Here is a 14,537-nt window from a genome sequence, read left to right as displayed (position 1 = left end):
CATAAGCGCGCATCGCCGAGCGAGGAACGAGCGAGGAAGGCCAGGCGGCAGGGTCCCTGCGTGGCGACGGGAGTCGACACGAAAGGGTCCGCCGTGGCCGCTAAGCGCGTTGGAAATTACCCACCCGAAGCCGAAAACTACCGCAACACCACAGTCCGGTTTCCGTGCAAAATCACCCGTCCCTCGCAGTGCCACTTGACCGCATTCGTCAGCGCCTTGCACTCCGTATCGCGGCCGGCGGCCACCAGATCCTCCGGACCGAATGTATGGTCCACCTCCACCGTCTGCTGGGCGATGATCGGGCCCTCGTCCAGCTCGGCGTTGACGTAGTGGGCAGTGGCGCCCACGGTTTTGACGCCCTTTTCATACGCCTGGTGGTACGGCTTGGCGCCCTTGAAGCTCGGCAGGAATGAATGGTGGATGTTAATGGTGCGCCCGGTCAACTCGCGGCTGAGGTGGTCGCTGAGCACCTGCATATAGCGGGCCAACACCACCAGCTCCACGTCGTGCGCGTCGATCAACTCCAGCAGTTCGGCTTCGGCGGCAGGTTTGGTATCCGGGGTGACCGGCACATGGTGGTACGGGATGTTGTGCCATTCCACTAGGCCCTTGTGGTCCAGATGGTTGGAGACGACGGCGACGATCTCCACCGGCAGCTCCCCCATTCGGGAGCGGAACAGCAGGTCGTTTAGGCAGTGCCCGAACTTGGACACCATCACCAGCACCCGCCGCTTGCGGCCCTTGGGCTCCAACTGCCAAGACATGCCGTATTTCTCGGCCAGCGGCGCAAAGGCCGCGCGCAACTCCTCGGTGGATGTGGCCCCGCCGCTCTGCCCGGCGAAGTCCGTGCGCATGAAGAAATGCCCGGACCGCCGGTCGTCAAACTGCGTGAGTTCCTGGATGGTCTGCCCATACTCCACCAGGAAGCCGGAGACGGCATGCACCAGGCCCAGCCGCTCCGGGCAGTCAAGCGTCAGGATGTGCTCATTGTGGATCGACATGGTGTTCCCGTTCTGATCAGCATTCAACGACGTTCACCGCCAGCCCGCCGCGGGACGTCTCCTTATATTTGGCTTTCATGTCCGCGCCGGTATCGCGCATGGTCTTGATCGCCATGTCCAGGGATACCCGGTGGTCGCCGTCGCCGGCCAGCGCCAGCCGCGCGGCATTGATCGCCTTCACGCTGGCAATGGCATTTCGCTCGATGCAGGGAATCTGCACCAGCCCGCCCACCGGATCGCAGGTGAGGCCCAGATTGTGCTCAATGCCCACCTCTGCAGCATTCTCCACCTGCTCGGGGGTCCCGCCCAGCACCGCACAGAGGGCACCGGCGGCCATCGAACAGGCCGACCCGACCTCGCCCTGGCAGCCGACTTCGGCCCCGGAGATCGAGGCGTTGGTCTTGAACAGGATGCCGATGGCGGCCGCGGTGAGCAGGAAGTCCACCACCGCGTCGTCGTCGGCGCCGGGCACGAACCTGGTGAAGTAGTGCAACACGGCGGGCAGGATTCCGGCCGCGCCGTTGGTGGGCGCGGTGACAATCCGGCCACCGGAGGCGTTCTCCTCATTGACCGCGAGCGCGTACAGGTTCACCCATTCCATCGCCCACAGCGGGTCCGCGTCAGGCGTGCCCTCCGCGGCACGCGCCGCCTCGGCGGCGCGCAGCCTCCGCCGCAGTCCCGGAGCACGACGGCGGACCAACAGTGAGCCGGGCAGCCTCTCCTCGGTGCGGGTGCAGCCGTTTTCGACGCATTCCTGCATCACGGCCCAGATCCGCAGCAGCGCGGCCCGGAGTTCTGCCTCGGTCCGCCAGGTGAGCTCGTTGGCCAGCATCACGCCGGCAATGGACGTCCCGGCCTCGCGGCAGCGGGTCAGCAATTCGGCGCCGCTGCTGAACGGATACGGGATTTGCCCCTCCGCAGCACCACGCACCTTGGCGCCGGCCGCATCGGCGGAAGCGTCCGCGCCGGTCGCACCGGTCGCGCCGGTGGCATCCGTCGCCTCGCTGGTGTCGGTCGCGCCGGCCGCTTGCTCGGCCTCCTCTGCCGGCACAACGAATCCGCCGCCCACCGAATAATAGGAGGATTCGCGCAGCGGCGAGCCCCCGGCGTCGTACGCGGTGAAGGTCATCCCATTAGGGTGGGCTGGCAGCGAGCGGCGGCGGTGCAGCACCACGTCCGCCGCCCGGTCGAACTCCACCGGGTGGATTCCGGCCAACTGCAGCTTCCGGCCCGACGCAGCTTCCTCCACCTGGGCATCCGCCGCGTCCGGGTCCACGGATTCCGGGTCCTCGCCCTGCAGACCCAGGACCACCGCCTTGTCCGAGCCATGCCCGACGCCGGTGGCACCGAGCGAGCCGAACAATTCCGCTTTGACCCGGGCCACCGACTCCAGCAGCCCGTCCTCGGCCAGCGACTCGGCGAACTGCCGGGCCGCCCGCATCGGACCCACCGTGTGCGACGACGACGGTCCGATCCCGATGGAGAACAGGTCCAGCGCGCTCAGTGCCATCTCAATCAACCTCGGGCGCAGCAAACTCCGTCATCGCATCCAGCAGCCACCGGGCGGTGAAGTCGGCGAACGATGCACGGGGCATGATCCGGTAGACCGGGCCGCCGTCACGCTCTGCGGTCTGCCACAGCAACACCGGCACCGTGGCCAACTGTGTGCTGATCGCCGTGCCGGGACCGAAGACCCGGGGATGCAGGTCCGCATGGCAGCCCTTTTCCAGCACCAACCGAGCCGACGGCCCGGACAGCTCCAGCGTGGTGCGGTTGGCGGACAGGTCGACGACGGCGCCCGGCTCAGCGCCGAGTGCGGCAGCCAGATCCGCGCCGGCTGTCGCTCCGTCCGGGGCGACCAACAGGTACTCGTCCGGGCCCAGCCAGAGCACCGCCGTGCCCTCCGGATCGCCGGTCACCTGGCCAACCTTGGTGGGCAACGGGACTCCGGCTGCAGCCTCCAACGAGGCCGAGGTGGCCGAGCCGGGCTCGGCGCGCAGGCCCACCATGGTCAGGAACGGGACTTCGCGCAGCGCCACGCCTCGCTCCCCCGCCACCTGGCCGCCGCGGATGGCTTCGGTCAAGTGGGCCAGCGGGCTGCGCCGCAGGTGCACCGGCTCGGCGGCCTGCGTTTGCTTGTGTTCGGACTGTTCCATCAGCTGCTCAGCCATCTCGGCGGCTTCCTTCCGGGTCGAAGAGTACTGTGTCTGCCACGGTGACCTCCACCAGCTTCCCGCCCAGCGGGGCCAGCAGAGTTTCGCCGATGCGGTCGCGGCCGTTCTTGATCAGCGCCAGGCCGAAGGTGCGGCCCAGGGCCACGCTGCGGTAGCTGGAGGTTACATGGCCCTCCATCGGGACCGGAGCCTCGGCCGGAGCGATCCGCGTGCCCTGTTTGACCAGCTGCGACCCCTCGGGCAGCAGCACGTCCTGGTCCACCGGGAGCACCCCGACCAATTGCTTGCGGTCGGCGCGCACGTTGTCGGCCCGGCTGTAGGAGCGGTTGCCCACAAAGTCCTTGGCCTTGGAGACAATCCATTCCATGCCGGCGTCCTGCGGGGTCACGGTGCCGTCGGTGTCCTGGCCCACGATGATGAAGCCCTTTTCGGCGCGCAGCACGTGCATGGTTTCGGTGCCGTAGGGCGTGATGCCGAACTCGGCGCCGGCTTCGGCCACCGCGTCCCACACCACCCGGCCGTACCAGGCGTCCACGTTGATTTCGAAGGCCAGTTCGCCGGAGAAAGAGATCCGGCAGATCCGCGCGGGGATACCGTTGGCCAGCGTGACATCGCGGAAGTCCATGAAGGCAAAGGCCTCGTTGGAGACATCCAGGTCCGGCGCCAGCTTGGCCACCACCGCCCGAGACTTCGGCCCGACAACTGCCACAGTAGCGAACTGCTCGGTGACCGAGGTACAGACCACATCCAGTTCCGGCCACTCGGTCTGCAGCCATTCTTCGAACCAGTCCAGCACCTTCGCCGCACCGCCAGTGGTGGTGGTGAGCAGGAACCGGTCCTCGGCCAGGCGCATCACGGTGCCGTCGTCGAAGATCATCCCGTCCGGCGTGCACATCACGCCGTAGCGGCATTTGCCCACCTTCAGCTTGGTGTAGCCGTTGGTGTAGATCCGGTTCAGGAACTCGGCCGCGTCCTTGCCGCGGACCTCGATCTTGCCCAGGGTGGTGGCGTCCATAAAGCCCACCGAGGAGCGCACCGCGGCGCATTCGCGCAGCACTGCGGTCTCCATATCCTCGCCGGGCTTCGGGAAGAACCACGGCCGCTTCCACTGGCCAACGTCCTCGAACTCCGCCCCGCTGGCCAGATGCCACTCCTGCATCGGGGTCAGCCGCGCCGGATCGAACAGCTCGCCGCGCTTGCGGCCGGCAAGCGCCACGAAGGCCACCGGTGTGTACGGCGCGCGGTACGTGGTGGTGCCGATCGAGCCAATGTCGCCGCTCTTCAGCGCATGCCCGATCACGCCGATCACGTTCACGCCGGAAGTCTTGCCCTGTTCGTCGCCGGTGGAGATGGAGGTGTAGCGCTTGACATGCTCCACGCTCCGCATGCCGGCTCCGGTCGCCCGCAGCACGTCGGCCACGGTCTGGTCCCGGTGCAGGTCCACGAAGTGGTTGCGCCAATCCGGCTCGCCGCTGTCCTGGACCACGGCCGGCACCAGCCACAGTTGGCGGAAGTTGCCCGCTGCGGCCTTCTTCTCTGCCGCGGAAAGAACGACGGCGGCACCCGGCTCGGCGCGATGCCTCGCCTGCGTCCCGGCTGCCGGGAAGCCGGCGGCCCGGGCTGCCGCACGGCCGGCGGCCGCACCTTCCAGCACGCAGTGCGCGGTATCGAAGGTGCCGTTCAGCGCACCGGCCACCTGCTGGCCCGCGACCGGAGCAACCGGCACAAACGCGGCAAGGTCCTCGTCCCAGCGGGACTTGCCCTGGCGCTGGCTGTGCAGGTGGATGGTCGGCGTCCAGCCGCCGGAGACGGCCAGCAGATCGCACTCGATCCGCCGGGTAGCGCCGACGGGGGCACCGCCGTCGTCAATGGCGCTGACTGTGACCGCGGAGATCCGGCCGCCGTCGGCGGCCTCCGTGTCCACCACGGCGGAACCGGTGATGACCTCGATTCCGGCGTCGCGGGCCGCCGCCGCCCTGGCGGACAGCTCGGCGCGGGCGTCCACCACGGCGGAGACCGCGATGCCCGCGGCGCGCAGGTCCGCCACGGCGTCGTACACGCTGTCGTTGGTGGTGAAGAAGACCGGTGCGCTGCCCGGGGCCACGGCGTAGCGGTTGAGGTAGCTGCGTACCGCGCCGGCCAGCATGATGCCGGGCCGGTCGTTGTTGGCGAAGGTGACCGGCCGCTCCAAGGACCCCGGCGCGAGCACAATCTGCTGGGCCCGGATGTGCCAGAGCCGGCTGCGCGAGACACCTTCCGGAGCGTCGCTCAGGTGGTCGGTGCGGCGCTGGCTGGCCAGCAGGTAGTTGGAGTCGTAGCTGCCGAAGGCCACGGTGCGGCGCAGCAGCGTGCAGTCTTCGGCCGCGGCGAGCTCGGCCAGCACCTCCGCGGTCCACTCGGCTGCCGGCTTACCCTCGATCAGCTGGCCGGGTGCCGACAGCAGCGAGCCGCCGAAATCGATGTCCTGCTCGATCAGGATCACCCGGCCGCCGCCGAGGACTGCCTCACGGGCGGCCGACAGGCCAGCCGGGCCGGAGCCGACGATCACCACGTCGGCGTGGACGTATTTCTTGTCGTAGCGGGCGGTGTCGTCGCGCGGATCCAGCGTGCCCAGCCCGGACAGGTAGCGGGCCTGCAGACCGTCGCGCAGTTCCACCGTGGTGGCGGTCAGCATGGACTCGTCCACGGGGTTGGCCGGGCCGGAGGCGGAGACGTGGATCAGCGCATTGGCCTCTTCCACGCCGGCGCTCATGATGCCGCGCGGGCGGTCCAGGTACATGGAGTTCCCGCAGCGGATCACGCCGTTGGCCAGCAGCGCGCTGGCCACGGTGTCGCCGCGGTAGCCGGTGTAGGCGGTGCCGTCCACGGTGAAGCTCAGCGGGGATCCGCGGTCGATGCGGCCGCCGTCGGCCAGGCGGTGGGTCTGGGTGGTGCTCACTTCGCGGCTCCTTCCGGTGCGGTGGCGGTTGGTGTGGCGGTTGCCGGGGCGGCACTTGCCGGGGCCGCGAGCGCGGCCAGATCGGGCTGCGGTTCGCCGGCCTTGTAGACGGCTTTGATTTCATAGCTGACGGTGTCGCGGACGGCGTTGAACCAGCGCCGGCAGCCGCCGGAGTGGGACCACCGCTCGGCGAAGAGGCCCTTGCGGTTCTCCCGGTAGAACAGGTACTGGGCCCATTCCTTGTCGCTCAGCGCGTGCGGGTCGGCGGGGTAAGCCACATGCGCCTGGCCGCCGTAGTGGTATTCGGTTTCGTCGCGTGGCCCGCAGTAGGGGCATTCGATCAGGATCATCGAGGAAGTCCTTCCTAGTGGGCCACGGCAGCGGCGCCGTGCTCGTCGATTAGATGGCCGGTTTCGAAGCGGTCCAGCGCGAACGGTGCGTTCAGTGGATGCGCTTCCCCGGTGGCGATGGTGTGGGCGAAGGTGTAGCCGGCGCCCGGGGTGCCCTTGAAGCCGCCCGTGCCCCAGCCGCAGTTGACGAACATGCCGTCCACCGGCGTCGGGCCGATGATCGGCGAGGCGTCCAGGGTGGTGTCCACGATCCCGCCCCAGGTACGCAGCAGGTGTGCGCGGGCAAAGATGGGGAACAGTTCGACGGCGGCGGCCATCTGTTCCTCGATGACGTGGAAGGCGCCACGCTGGCCGTATCCGTTGTAGCTGTCGATGCCCGCGCCCATCACCAGTTCGCCCTTGTGCGCCTGCGAGACGTAGACGTGGACATGGTTGGACATCACCACGGTGGGGTGCACCGGCTCGAAGAGTTCGGAGACCAGGGCCTGCAGCGGGTGCGACTGGATCGGCAGCCGGAAGCCGGCCAGTTCCGCCAGCACCGAGCTGTGCCCGGCGGCCGCGAGGCCCACCTTGTCCGTCAGGATCCGGCCGCGGGTGGTTTCGACGCCGGTCACGCGGTCGCCGTCCTTGAGGAAGCCGGTGACCTCGCAATTCTGGATGATGTCCACGCCCATCTCGTCGCACTTGCGGGCGAAGGCCCAGGCCACATGGTCGTGCTTGGCGATGCCGGCACGCGGCTGGTACGTGGCGCCCATGACCGGGTAGCGGATGTCATCGCCGATGTTGACGATCGGGCAGACCTCTTTGACCTGCTCGGGCGTCAGCCATTCGGCGTCCACGCCGTTGAGCTTGTTGGCCTCCACCCGGCGGACGGATTCGCGGACGTCGCCCAGCGTGTGCGCCAGGTTCAGCACGCCGCGCTGGCTGAACAGGAAATCGTACTCGAGTTCTTCCGGCAGTTGCTCCCAGAGCTTCAGCGAGTGCTCGTAGATGGCCGCCGACTCATCCCACAGGTAGTTGGAGCGGATGATCGTGGTGTTGCGGGCCATGTTGCCGCCGGCCAGCCAGCCGCGTTCCAGGATGGCGATGTTGGTCATGCCGTGGTTCTTGGCCAGGAAGTAGGCCGTGGCCAGCCCGTGGCCGCCGCCGCCAACAATTACGGCGTCGTAGGAGGATTTCGGCTCCGGATTCCGCCACAGGAAATCGGGATGCTCGGGCAGCAGATCGGCCATTATGCGGCTCCGTTCGGCTCGGCGTTGAGAGTGGGGTATAGCGGGAACTTCTCCGCCAGCACGGCGACGCGGCTGCGCAGTCCGGCCAGCAGGTCCGCGGCGGGTTCGCGGCTCAGCGCGGTGGCGATGATGTCGGCCACCTCGGTAAATTCGGCGGCGCCAAAGCCGCGGGTGGCCAGCGCCGGGGTGCCGATCCGCAGGCCGGACGAGACCATCGGCGGGCGCGGATCGAAGGGCACGGCGTTGCGGTTCACCGTGATGCCGATGGAGTGCAGCCGGTCCTCGGCCTGCTGGCCGTCCAGTTCCGAATGGCGCAGGTCCACCAGGACCAGGTGCACGTCGGTGCCGCCGCTGACCAGGCTGATGCCGGCGGCAGCAACGTCATCGGCCAGCAGGCGCTTGGCCAGCAGCTGCGAGCCTTCCAGCGTGCGGCGCTGCCGGTCGGCGAACTCGTCGGAGGCGGCGAACTTGAAGGCCACGGCCTTGGCCGCCACGACATGCTCCAGCGGGCCGCCCTGCTGGCCGGGGAACACCGCCGAATTGATCTTCTTTGCCAGCTCCTGCTTGGAGAGGATGACTCCCCCGCGCGGGCCGCCGAGCGTCTTGTGCGTGGTGGTGGTGACGACGTCGGCGTAAGGCACCGGATTCGGGTGCAGTCCGGCGGCGACAAGCCCGGCGAAGTGTGCCATGTCCACCATCAGGTAGGCGCCGACCTTGTCCGCGATGCGGCGGAACGCGGCGAAATCCAGCTGCCGGGTGTAGGCGGACCAGCCGGCCACAATCAGCTTCGGTTCGTGCTCGACGGCGAGCCGCTCAACTTCCGCCATGTCGATCTGGTGGTCGGATTCGGACACTCCATAGGAGACAACGTTGTAGAGCTTGCCGGAGAAGTTGATCTTCATGCCGTGGGTCAGGTGGCCGCCGTGCGCCAGGTCCAGGCCAAGGATGGTGTCGCCGGGCGTGAGCAACGCGAACATCGCCGCGGCGTTGGCCTGGGCGCCGGAGTGCGGCTGCACGTTGGCTGCTTCTGCTCCGAAAAGTTCCTTCACCCGGTCGATGGCCAGCTGCTCGATCACGTCCACGTGCTCGCAGCCGCCGTAGTAGCGCCGGCCCGGGTAGCCCTCGGCGTACTTGTTGGTCAGCACCGATCCTTGGGCTTCCATCACGGCCTGGGGCGCGAAGTTCTCCGACGCGATCATTTCCAGCGTGGTCTGCTGGCGTTCCAGCTCGCGGCCAATGGCTGCGGCAACCTCGGGATCCGCGGCTGCCAAGGTGGCGGAAAGTGTGTTCGCCATCCGATAACTCCTTTGAAGAAACTGTTCCAACACGACTAATGTGTGACTGATATATCAGAACTGGTTGCAATAGTATGATGGAGATCACCGCGAGTCAAGGGTTGTTCCAATGCCCATTTGATCCGACAACCCGTCCGACCACCAACGGCCCCGACCCTGCAAGGAGCACCATGAGCATCACCGCCGAAACCGATGCCGGCACCGAGCCCCTGTCGCTGGCCGAACAGGCCTACCGGGCATTGCGGGACAAGCTGATCATGCTGGACATCCGGCCCGGCGCTCCGATCAACGACGGCCAACTGGCGGCCCAACTGGGCTTCGGCCGCACCCCAGTGCGCGAAGCCCTGAAAAAACTGGAGATCGACCATCTGGTCATCTCCTATCCGCGGCGCGGCACCTTTGCCACCATCGTGGACATCACCGAGCTGGCCGCGGTTTCCGAAGTGCGCCGCGTACTGGAGCCCCTCGCCGCCCGCAAGGCCGCAGAATCCGCAGGCGCAGCCATGCGCGCGGAACTCTCGGAACTGGCCCGGGAGATCGAGAAGCTCGAGGACGACCGGCCGGAGACGCATGACCTGATGCGCTATGACCTCAGCGTGCACAGGGCCATCTACCGCGCCGCCGGCAACCCGCATCTGGAGGACACGCTGATCCGACTGGACAACCTGGCCACCCGGATCTGGTGCCTGGTGCTGGACAGAGTGCCCTCCGTCGCCGGCCACATCACCGAACACGTGGAACTGCTGGATTCAATCGTCGACGGCGATGCGGACCGTGCCTCCAGCCTCGCTCTGGAGCACATCACCAGCTTCGAAAAGACCATCCGCGCCGTGCTCTAGCCTTCGTGCTGTAGCCGCGCCGACCTTAGATGCCGACGTCAACCGGCGACGGATTCTTCGCCAGGTGGACTGCCAAATAGAGTCCGGGCAGTTTGGCGCTGCCGCGGGGGTCGCCGCCGATCAGTTCAAAAATTTTCCGCAGCCGCTTGTGCAAAGTTTGGCGCTCGATGAAGAGGACCCGGGCCGCCTCGGCAGAGTTGCAGCCACTGATCAGCCAGGCATCGAGCGTATCCAGCAACCGTGTTCCTCGCCTGCGGTCATAGTCCATCAGTTCGCCCAGCAGTTCTTGGGTGATACGCCCGGCCACCGGCCCGGAAAGCTCACGGGCCGCGAGCCGATCGAGGAGGAAATCCTCACAGTCGCGGAGGTTCGACTCCAGATCGTCGGGAGCCCCCACTGCCTGGGTGAGCCGGGCTTCGACCAGCGACGAGTGGGCGTGCAACGGCGTGGCGACTGTTGGCCCGAGCGCCCCCGCCACCGCCAGGCCGCGAAGGTCCTCGCGCAGCCCCTCCAGAATCTCCCTCCGCTCCTGGCGCGTCCCGCTGACACTGAGTTGGACCATGGCCCAGAGGCTTTCGCCGTCCAGGTAGGTCAAAGCGTCGGGACACCTGACCCGGAGAATTTTTTCTGCTACCCCTCGCACGCTGCTCAGTCCGATCCGGCGAAACACCATGACGAAGGCCGGCTTGGCCGTCGATACGCCGGCCGCTGTGCACAATTCATGGATCTGGGAACCAGCGGCCCCGCTGACCACGGCCCGCATTAACGCTGTATGGGCAATCTGCTGCGCTGTGGGCCGATGCTGCTGGGATACTGCCAGCGCCAAGATGCTGCCGATCCGCTCGCCCACCGTCCTCAGCAACTCCGGGGGAACTTCAAGCCGACTCTGCAGCCGTAGCCGCGCGGACAGTAGGCTGCCCACAAAAACGTCGGATTCCACGTTGATGGAGGTGGAATCGGGAGGGAAGCCGCCAGCGAATTCCAGCACGCTTCCACTGGGATCCAGCAACGCCACTTCGATCCGCAGCGCCTGCGAGATCAACTCAATCAAGGGGCTCAATGCGGGACCCGAGGTAGCTAGATGTTCGGCCAGGCGCTGCGAGATGGAATCCGCGGTCTGAAGCGCCGTGACGTGCTCGGATACCACCGTCCGGTTGACCTCTTCCGCGATCTCCACGAACGGCACCACACGCCGCAACTCAATGAGCGGCAACCCGGCCTCCTCCGCTGCTCCGATGAGTTCGGACGAGAGGGAGCGACCGCCGGCGGTTTGAATCGCCAAGGCGGTCACGTGCCGCGCCGCCAGGCTCCGAACGTACTCCTGCTGAGCGGCCGGTCTCAGGCTCAATAAGGCGTCCCCGCCGCTGAGCAGCAACTCCTGCCCGCGCAACAGCGGCGCGATTTCGAGCACTTCGCTCGAATGGACCCACCGCACTTTGCTGGCGGGAATCAAGGACGCGCCCGCCCGCACCAAGGGGCTGGCTCGCTGCATCAGCTCAAGCTCCAGCACGTCCGACAACTTCACGACCATGGAAGGCTCCGTCTCTTAGTGCCGGATACCTAGGCGACAGAGTGTCACCCACCGGGCACTCAAGTGGTTACGTTCCGAATATACGCTGTGAGCTGGATCACCTCTACTCTGGATGCAGTCCTGCTCCCGCCTCATGTTCCAAACCATCAGGAGAACAGCCATGAGCCAGCGATCCGCCACCAAATCCGAACAAAGTACCCACAACGTAGAAGACATCCTCCAGCCGGTTCCCGAATCGGCCCGCACCACCAAGCTCTCCGGTCAGTTCTGGATCTGGGCAGGCGCCAATGTCGCGCCTATCAACTGGATCCTCGGCGCACTGGGCATCACGCTGGGCCTCAGCCTGGCGGACACGCTGACAGTCCTGATCGCCGGCAATGTCATCGGCATGCTCGGGTTCGGCTTCTTCGTCATCTTGGGCCAGCGCACCGGCGCCACCGGCATGCTCCTAGCCCGGGGTGCCTTTGGCCGCCGCGGCGCCTACTTGCCGGCCGCCATCCAAGCCGTGATCGCCATTGGCTGGTCTGCAGTCAACACTTGGGTCATTCTGGATCTCATCATGGCCCTGTTCGGAATGATCGGCTGGGTCGACCCCGAGCAATCGAACCTGGGTTGGCGGATCGCCACCGCAGCCGTGATCATGGGAATCCAGGTAGCCATCTGCTACCGCGGCTACCGGGCCATCTCCCGGTTCGAGCGCATCACCATGCCGCCGACAGTGCTGGTGCTGATCGCTATGTCCGTCGTGGCCTGGACCCAGCTCGATATTGACTGGTCGTACCAGGGCCCGGTCGGCGAGGTGCTCACCGGAATGCCCCGAATCGCAGCCATGTCCTCCATCATGACCGCCATCGGCATCGGCTGGGGCATCGGCTGGTTCACCTACGCTCCTGACTACTCACGCTTCGTCAGCAAGAAGATTCGGCCGTCCAAGCTCTACATCGTCAGCGTCTTGGGCCAGTTCCTCCCGGTTGTCTGGCTCGGTGTGCTCGGTGCAAGCCTGGCAACGAAGAATGGCAGCGCCGACCCCGGCCAACTCATCGTCGAAAACTACGGAGCCTTCGCGATCCCGGTGATCCTGCTGGTCATCCACGGCCCCATCGCCACGAACATCATCAACATGTACACCTTCAGTGTGGCCACGCAGGCTCTGGACATTCAGGTTTCCCGCAAGAAGCTCTCCATCCTGGTGGGTTGCCTCGCCATGGGAGCGGTCATCGGTTTCATGTTCGCGACCGACTTTGCCCACCTGCTGCATAACTGGATCATCGCGATCGCAGCGTGGGTGGCCACCTGGGGCGGCATCATGGCCGTGCACTATTTCGTCTTCGAGCGCCGCCACAAGAACTTCAGCTACCTGTTCCGTTCGGTTGATGACACCCAGCTGAAGGCCTTCAACCCGGCAGCTTTCATCGCCTTCTTCGCCGGTATCTTCATGACCTGGATGTGCATGTACGGCTCCGTCCCCGTGCTGCAGGGTCCGATCGCCACCGCAGTCGGCGGCATCGACTTCTCCTGGCTCGGCGGAACCGTGACGGCTGCAACGGTCTACTTCGTCCTCGGCTACCCCCGGTTCAAGTCACGCATCGCAGCCGGCATCCCGCTGGGCCTCAAGGAGAGCAGCTCCGACGAGGAGTTCCTGAAGAAGTACGGAAGCTGCGAAACCGCCTTGGCGGATTCCGAAGAGCCAGTCCCCACGGACACTCCGCCCGCTCCCGAGACCCGGACGGCTGCACCCACCCCCTAAGACCACAACGGCCTCACGTATCAACAGCACTAAAGGAGAACCCATGACCATCGCTACCAGCTCAGCCAACAGCGTTTCCGAACTCGAGCGCCTGAAAGTCCTGCATAACGGAGAAAAGCAGCAACTGACCTTCTCCGATGCAGAGTTCGAACGCCGCCTGACCGGGCTGCGCGCCATCATGGCCGCCAAAGAGCTCGACGCAGTCATCCTGACCAGCTACCACGGCATCAAGTACTACTCGGACTTCCTCTACACCACGTTCGGCCGCAACTACGCCCTGGTAGTCACCGCCGACGACTCGGTCACCGTCACCGCAAACATCGACGCCGGCATGCCGTGGCGCACCAGCTACGGCGAGAACATCGTCTACACCGACTGGCGGCGGGACAACTTCTACTTCGGCCTGCAGGAAGCCCTGCGCCAGCGCGGTATCAGCGCCCGCCGCCTCGGTGTCGAGGACGACGCACTGCCGCTGATGACCCGCCAGCGCATCCAGGCCGCCTTCGAAGGCGCCGAACTGCTCGACGTCTCGCAGGACGCCATGCGCCAGCGGATGATCAAGTCGGCCGAGGAAATCGAAGTCATCAAGCACGGCGCACGGATCGGCGACCTTGGCGGCGAGGCCATCAAGGCAGCCATCCGCGAAGGCATCAGCGAGTACGAAGTGGCGCTGATCGGCACCGAAGCCATGGTGCACGAGATTGCCCGTACCTTCCCGCACCGTGAAGTCCGCGATACCTGGGTCTGGTTCCAGTCCGGCATCAACACCGACGGCGCACACAACTGGGCCACCACCCGCAAGCTGCAGCGCGGCGACATCCTGTCCCTGAACTGCTTCCCGATGACTTCCGGCTACTACACCGCACTGGAGAGGACCCTATTCCTGGGCGAGCCGGACGAGCGCTCCCTGGAACTGTGGAACGTGAACGTGGAGGTCCACCGCCGCGGTCTGGAACTGATCAAGCCCGGCGCGGTCTGCAAGGACATCGCCGCGGAGCTCAACGAGATCTACATCGGCCACGGGCTGCTTCCGAACCGCACCTTCGGCTACGGCCACTCCTTCGGCGTCCTCTCGCACTACTACGGACGCGAAGCCGGTCTGGAACTGCGCGAGGACATCGATACCGTCCTGGAACCGGGCATGGTCGTTTCCATGGAACCGATGATCACCGTAGCCGACGGCGAACCCGGTGCCGGCGGCTACCGCGAACACGACATCCTCGTGATTGGCGAGAACAGCGTCGAAAACATCACCAAATTCGGCTTCGGCCCGGAAAACAACATCATCCAGGCCTGACCTAACCCTGCTGTGGGGGGGGGGGGGGGGCCCCCCCCAACCAAAAACCCCCCCCCCCCCCCCAAAAACCCCTCTCCCCTCTGCCGGACCGCAACCCCCACTCTTTTCGGAGCCCCTCCCCCCTCCTTTATCC

General features: G+C 66.3%; 11 protein-coding genes. 3 read left to right on the top strand and 8 right to left on the bottom strand.

All coding sequences use genetic code 11. From position 1 onward, the window contains the following. Nucleotides 1-137: 137 nt before the first annotated feature. Genes purU through glyA form a run of 7 tightly spaced genes read right to left on the bottom strand, consistent with a single transcriptional unit; the run spans nucleotide 138 to nucleotide 8,990 of the window. Nucleotides 138-1,001 carry a formyltetrahydrofolate deformylase gene (gene purU, locus ACWF5H_RS08650; RefSeq protein ID WP_364652347.1) on the bottom strand — a complete coding sequence of 288 codons (864 nt, stop codon included), beginning with the start codon at nucleotides 999-1,001 and terminating at the stop codon, nucleotides 138-140. A gap of 16 nt (nucleotides 1,002-1,017) precedes the next feature. Continuing rightward, nucleotides 1,018-2,511 carry an L-serine ammonia-lyase gene (locus tag ACWF5H_RS08645; RefSeq protein ID WP_452036209.1) on the bottom strand — a complete coding sequence of 498 codons (1,494 nt, stop codon included), beginning with the start codon at nucleotides 2,509-2,511 and terminating at the stop codon, nucleotides 1,018-1,020. Between the two features lies 1 nt (nucleotide 2,512). Then, a complete protein-coding gene (locus ACWF5H_RS08640) occupies nucleotides 2,513-3,172 on the bottom strand; it encodes a sarcosine oxidase subunit gamma (protein ID WP_452036207.1) in 660 nt (219 codons plus the stop codon). After that, nucleotides 3,165-6,113: a sarcosine oxidase subunit alpha family protein gene (locus ACWF5H_RS08635; RefSeq protein ID WP_452036206.1), complete on the bottom strand. Its 2,949-nt coding sequence runs from the start codon at nucleotides 6,111-6,113 to the stop codon at nucleotides 3,165-3,167. The genes ACWF5H_RS08640 and ACWF5H_RS08635 overlap by 8 nt, the downstream gene beginning before the upstream one ends. Further along, nucleotides 6,110-6,463 carry a sarcosine oxidase subunit delta gene (locus ACWF5H_RS08630; protein WP_452036204.1) on the bottom strand — a complete coding sequence of 118 codons (354 nt, stop codon included), beginning with the start codon at nucleotides 6,461-6,463 and terminating at the stop codon, nucleotides 6,110-6,112. The genes ACWF5H_RS08635 and ACWF5H_RS08630 overlap by 4 nt, the downstream gene beginning before the upstream one ends. A 14-nt stretch (nucleotides 6,464-6,477) precedes the next feature. After that, nucleotides 6,478-7,695 (bottom strand): sarcosine oxidase subunit beta family protein, encoded by a 1,218-nt coding sequence (locus ACWF5H_RS08625; RefSeq protein WP_452036203.1) that lies wholly within the window; start codon nucleotides 7,693-7,695, stop codon nucleotides 6,478-6,480. Then, nucleotides 7,695-8,990: a serine hydroxymethyltransferase gene (gene glyA, locus ACWF5H_RS08620; RefSeq protein WP_452036201.1), complete on the bottom strand. Its 1,296-nt coding sequence runs from the start codon at nucleotides 8,988-8,990 to the stop codon at nucleotides 7,695-7,697. Before glyA ends, ACWF5H_RS08625 begins: the two co-directional genes overlap by 1 nt. Nucleotides 8,991-9,160: 170 nt before the next feature. Here glyA and ACWF5H_RS08615 point away from each other — a divergent pair, with 170 nt between their 5' ends. Further along, the gene (locus ACWF5H_RS08615) at nucleotides 9,161-9,829 is read left to right on the top strand and encodes a GntR family transcriptional regulator (RefSeq protein WP_452036199.1); all 669 of its coding nucleotides are present in this window, start codon (nucleotides 9,161-9,163) and stop codon (nucleotides 9,827-9,829) included. Between the two features lie 25 nt (nucleotides 9,830-9,854). On the opposite strand, the gene ACWF5H_RS08610 is transcribed toward ACWF5H_RS08615, so the two are convergent. Then, nucleotides 9,855-11,360 (bottom strand): PucR family transcriptional regulator, encoded by a 1,506-nt coding sequence (locus ACWF5H_RS08610; protein WP_452036198.1) that lies wholly within the window; start codon nucleotides 11,358-11,360, stop codon nucleotides 9,855-9,857. A gap of 160 nt (nucleotides 11,361-11,520) precedes the next feature. On the opposite strand from ACWF5H_RS08610, the gene ACWF5H_RS08605 reads away from it, so the two are divergent. Further along, a complete protein-coding gene (locus tag ACWF5H_RS08605; RefSeq protein WP_364652461.1) occupies nucleotides 11,521-13,107 on the top strand; it encodes a purine-cytosine permease family protein in 1,587 nt (528 codons plus the stop codon). Nucleotides 13,108-13,150: 43 nt separating this feature from the next. Then, nucleotides 13,151-14,404: a M24 family metallopeptidase gene (locus ACWF5H_RS08600; protein WP_452036197.1), complete on the top strand. Its 1,254-nt coding sequence runs from the start codon at nucleotides 13,151-13,153 to the stop codon at nucleotides 14,402-14,404. Nucleotides 14,405-14,537: the final 133 nt, after the last annotated feature.

The sequence above is a fragment of the Arthrobacter sp. NPDC055138 genome (genome assembly GCF_053607305.1).
The sequence above is the reverse complement of the archived record's forward strand: the minus strand, read 5'-3'. Positions and strand labels throughout refer to the sequence as shown.

What these genes read in the sequence shown, in the direction of transcription:
- ACWF5H_RS08600 (WP_452036197.1), top strand. Translation starts at nt 13,151, where the DNA reads ATGACCATCGCTACCAGCTCAGCCAACAGCGTTTCCGAACTCGAGCGC.
- ACWF5H_RS08625 (WP_452036203.1), bottom strand. Translation starts at nt 7,695, where the DNA reads ATGGCCGATCTGCTGCCCGAGCATCCCGATTTCCTGTGGCGGAATCCG.
- ACWF5H_RS08610 (WP_452036198.1), bottom strand. Translation starts at nt 11,360, where the DNA reads ATGGTCGTGAAGTTGTCGGACGTGCTGGAGCTTGAGCTGATGCAGCGA.
- ACWF5H_RS08605 (WP_364652461.1), top strand. Translation starts at nt 11,521, where the DNA reads ATGAGCCAGCGATCCGCCACCAAATCCGAACAAAGTACCCACAACGTA.
- purU (WP_364652347.1), bottom strand. Translation starts at nt 1,001, where the DNA reads ATGTCGATCCACAATGAGCACATCCTGACGCTTGACTGCCCGGAGCGG.
- ACWF5H_RS08645 (WP_452036209.1), bottom strand. Translation starts at nt 2,511, where the DNA reads ATGGCACTGAGCGCGCTGGACCTGTTCTCCATCGGGATCGGACCGTCG.
- ACWF5H_RS08630 (WP_452036204.1), bottom strand. Translation starts at nt 6,463, where the DNA reads ATGATCCTGATCGAATGCCCCTACTGCGGGCCACGCGACGAAACCGAA.
- glyA (WP_452036201.1), bottom strand. Translation starts at nt 8,990, where the DNA reads ATGGCGAACACACTTTCCGCCACCTTGGCAGCCGCGGATCCCGAGGTT.
- ACWF5H_RS08615 (WP_452036199.1), top strand. Translation starts at nt 9,161, where the DNA reads ATGAGCATCACCGCCGAAACCGATGCCGGCACCGAGCCCCTGTCGCTG.
- ACWF5H_RS08640 (WP_452036207.1), bottom strand. Translation starts at nt 3,172, where the DNA reads ATGGCTGAGCAGCTGATGGAACAGTCCGAACACAAGCAAACGCAGGCC.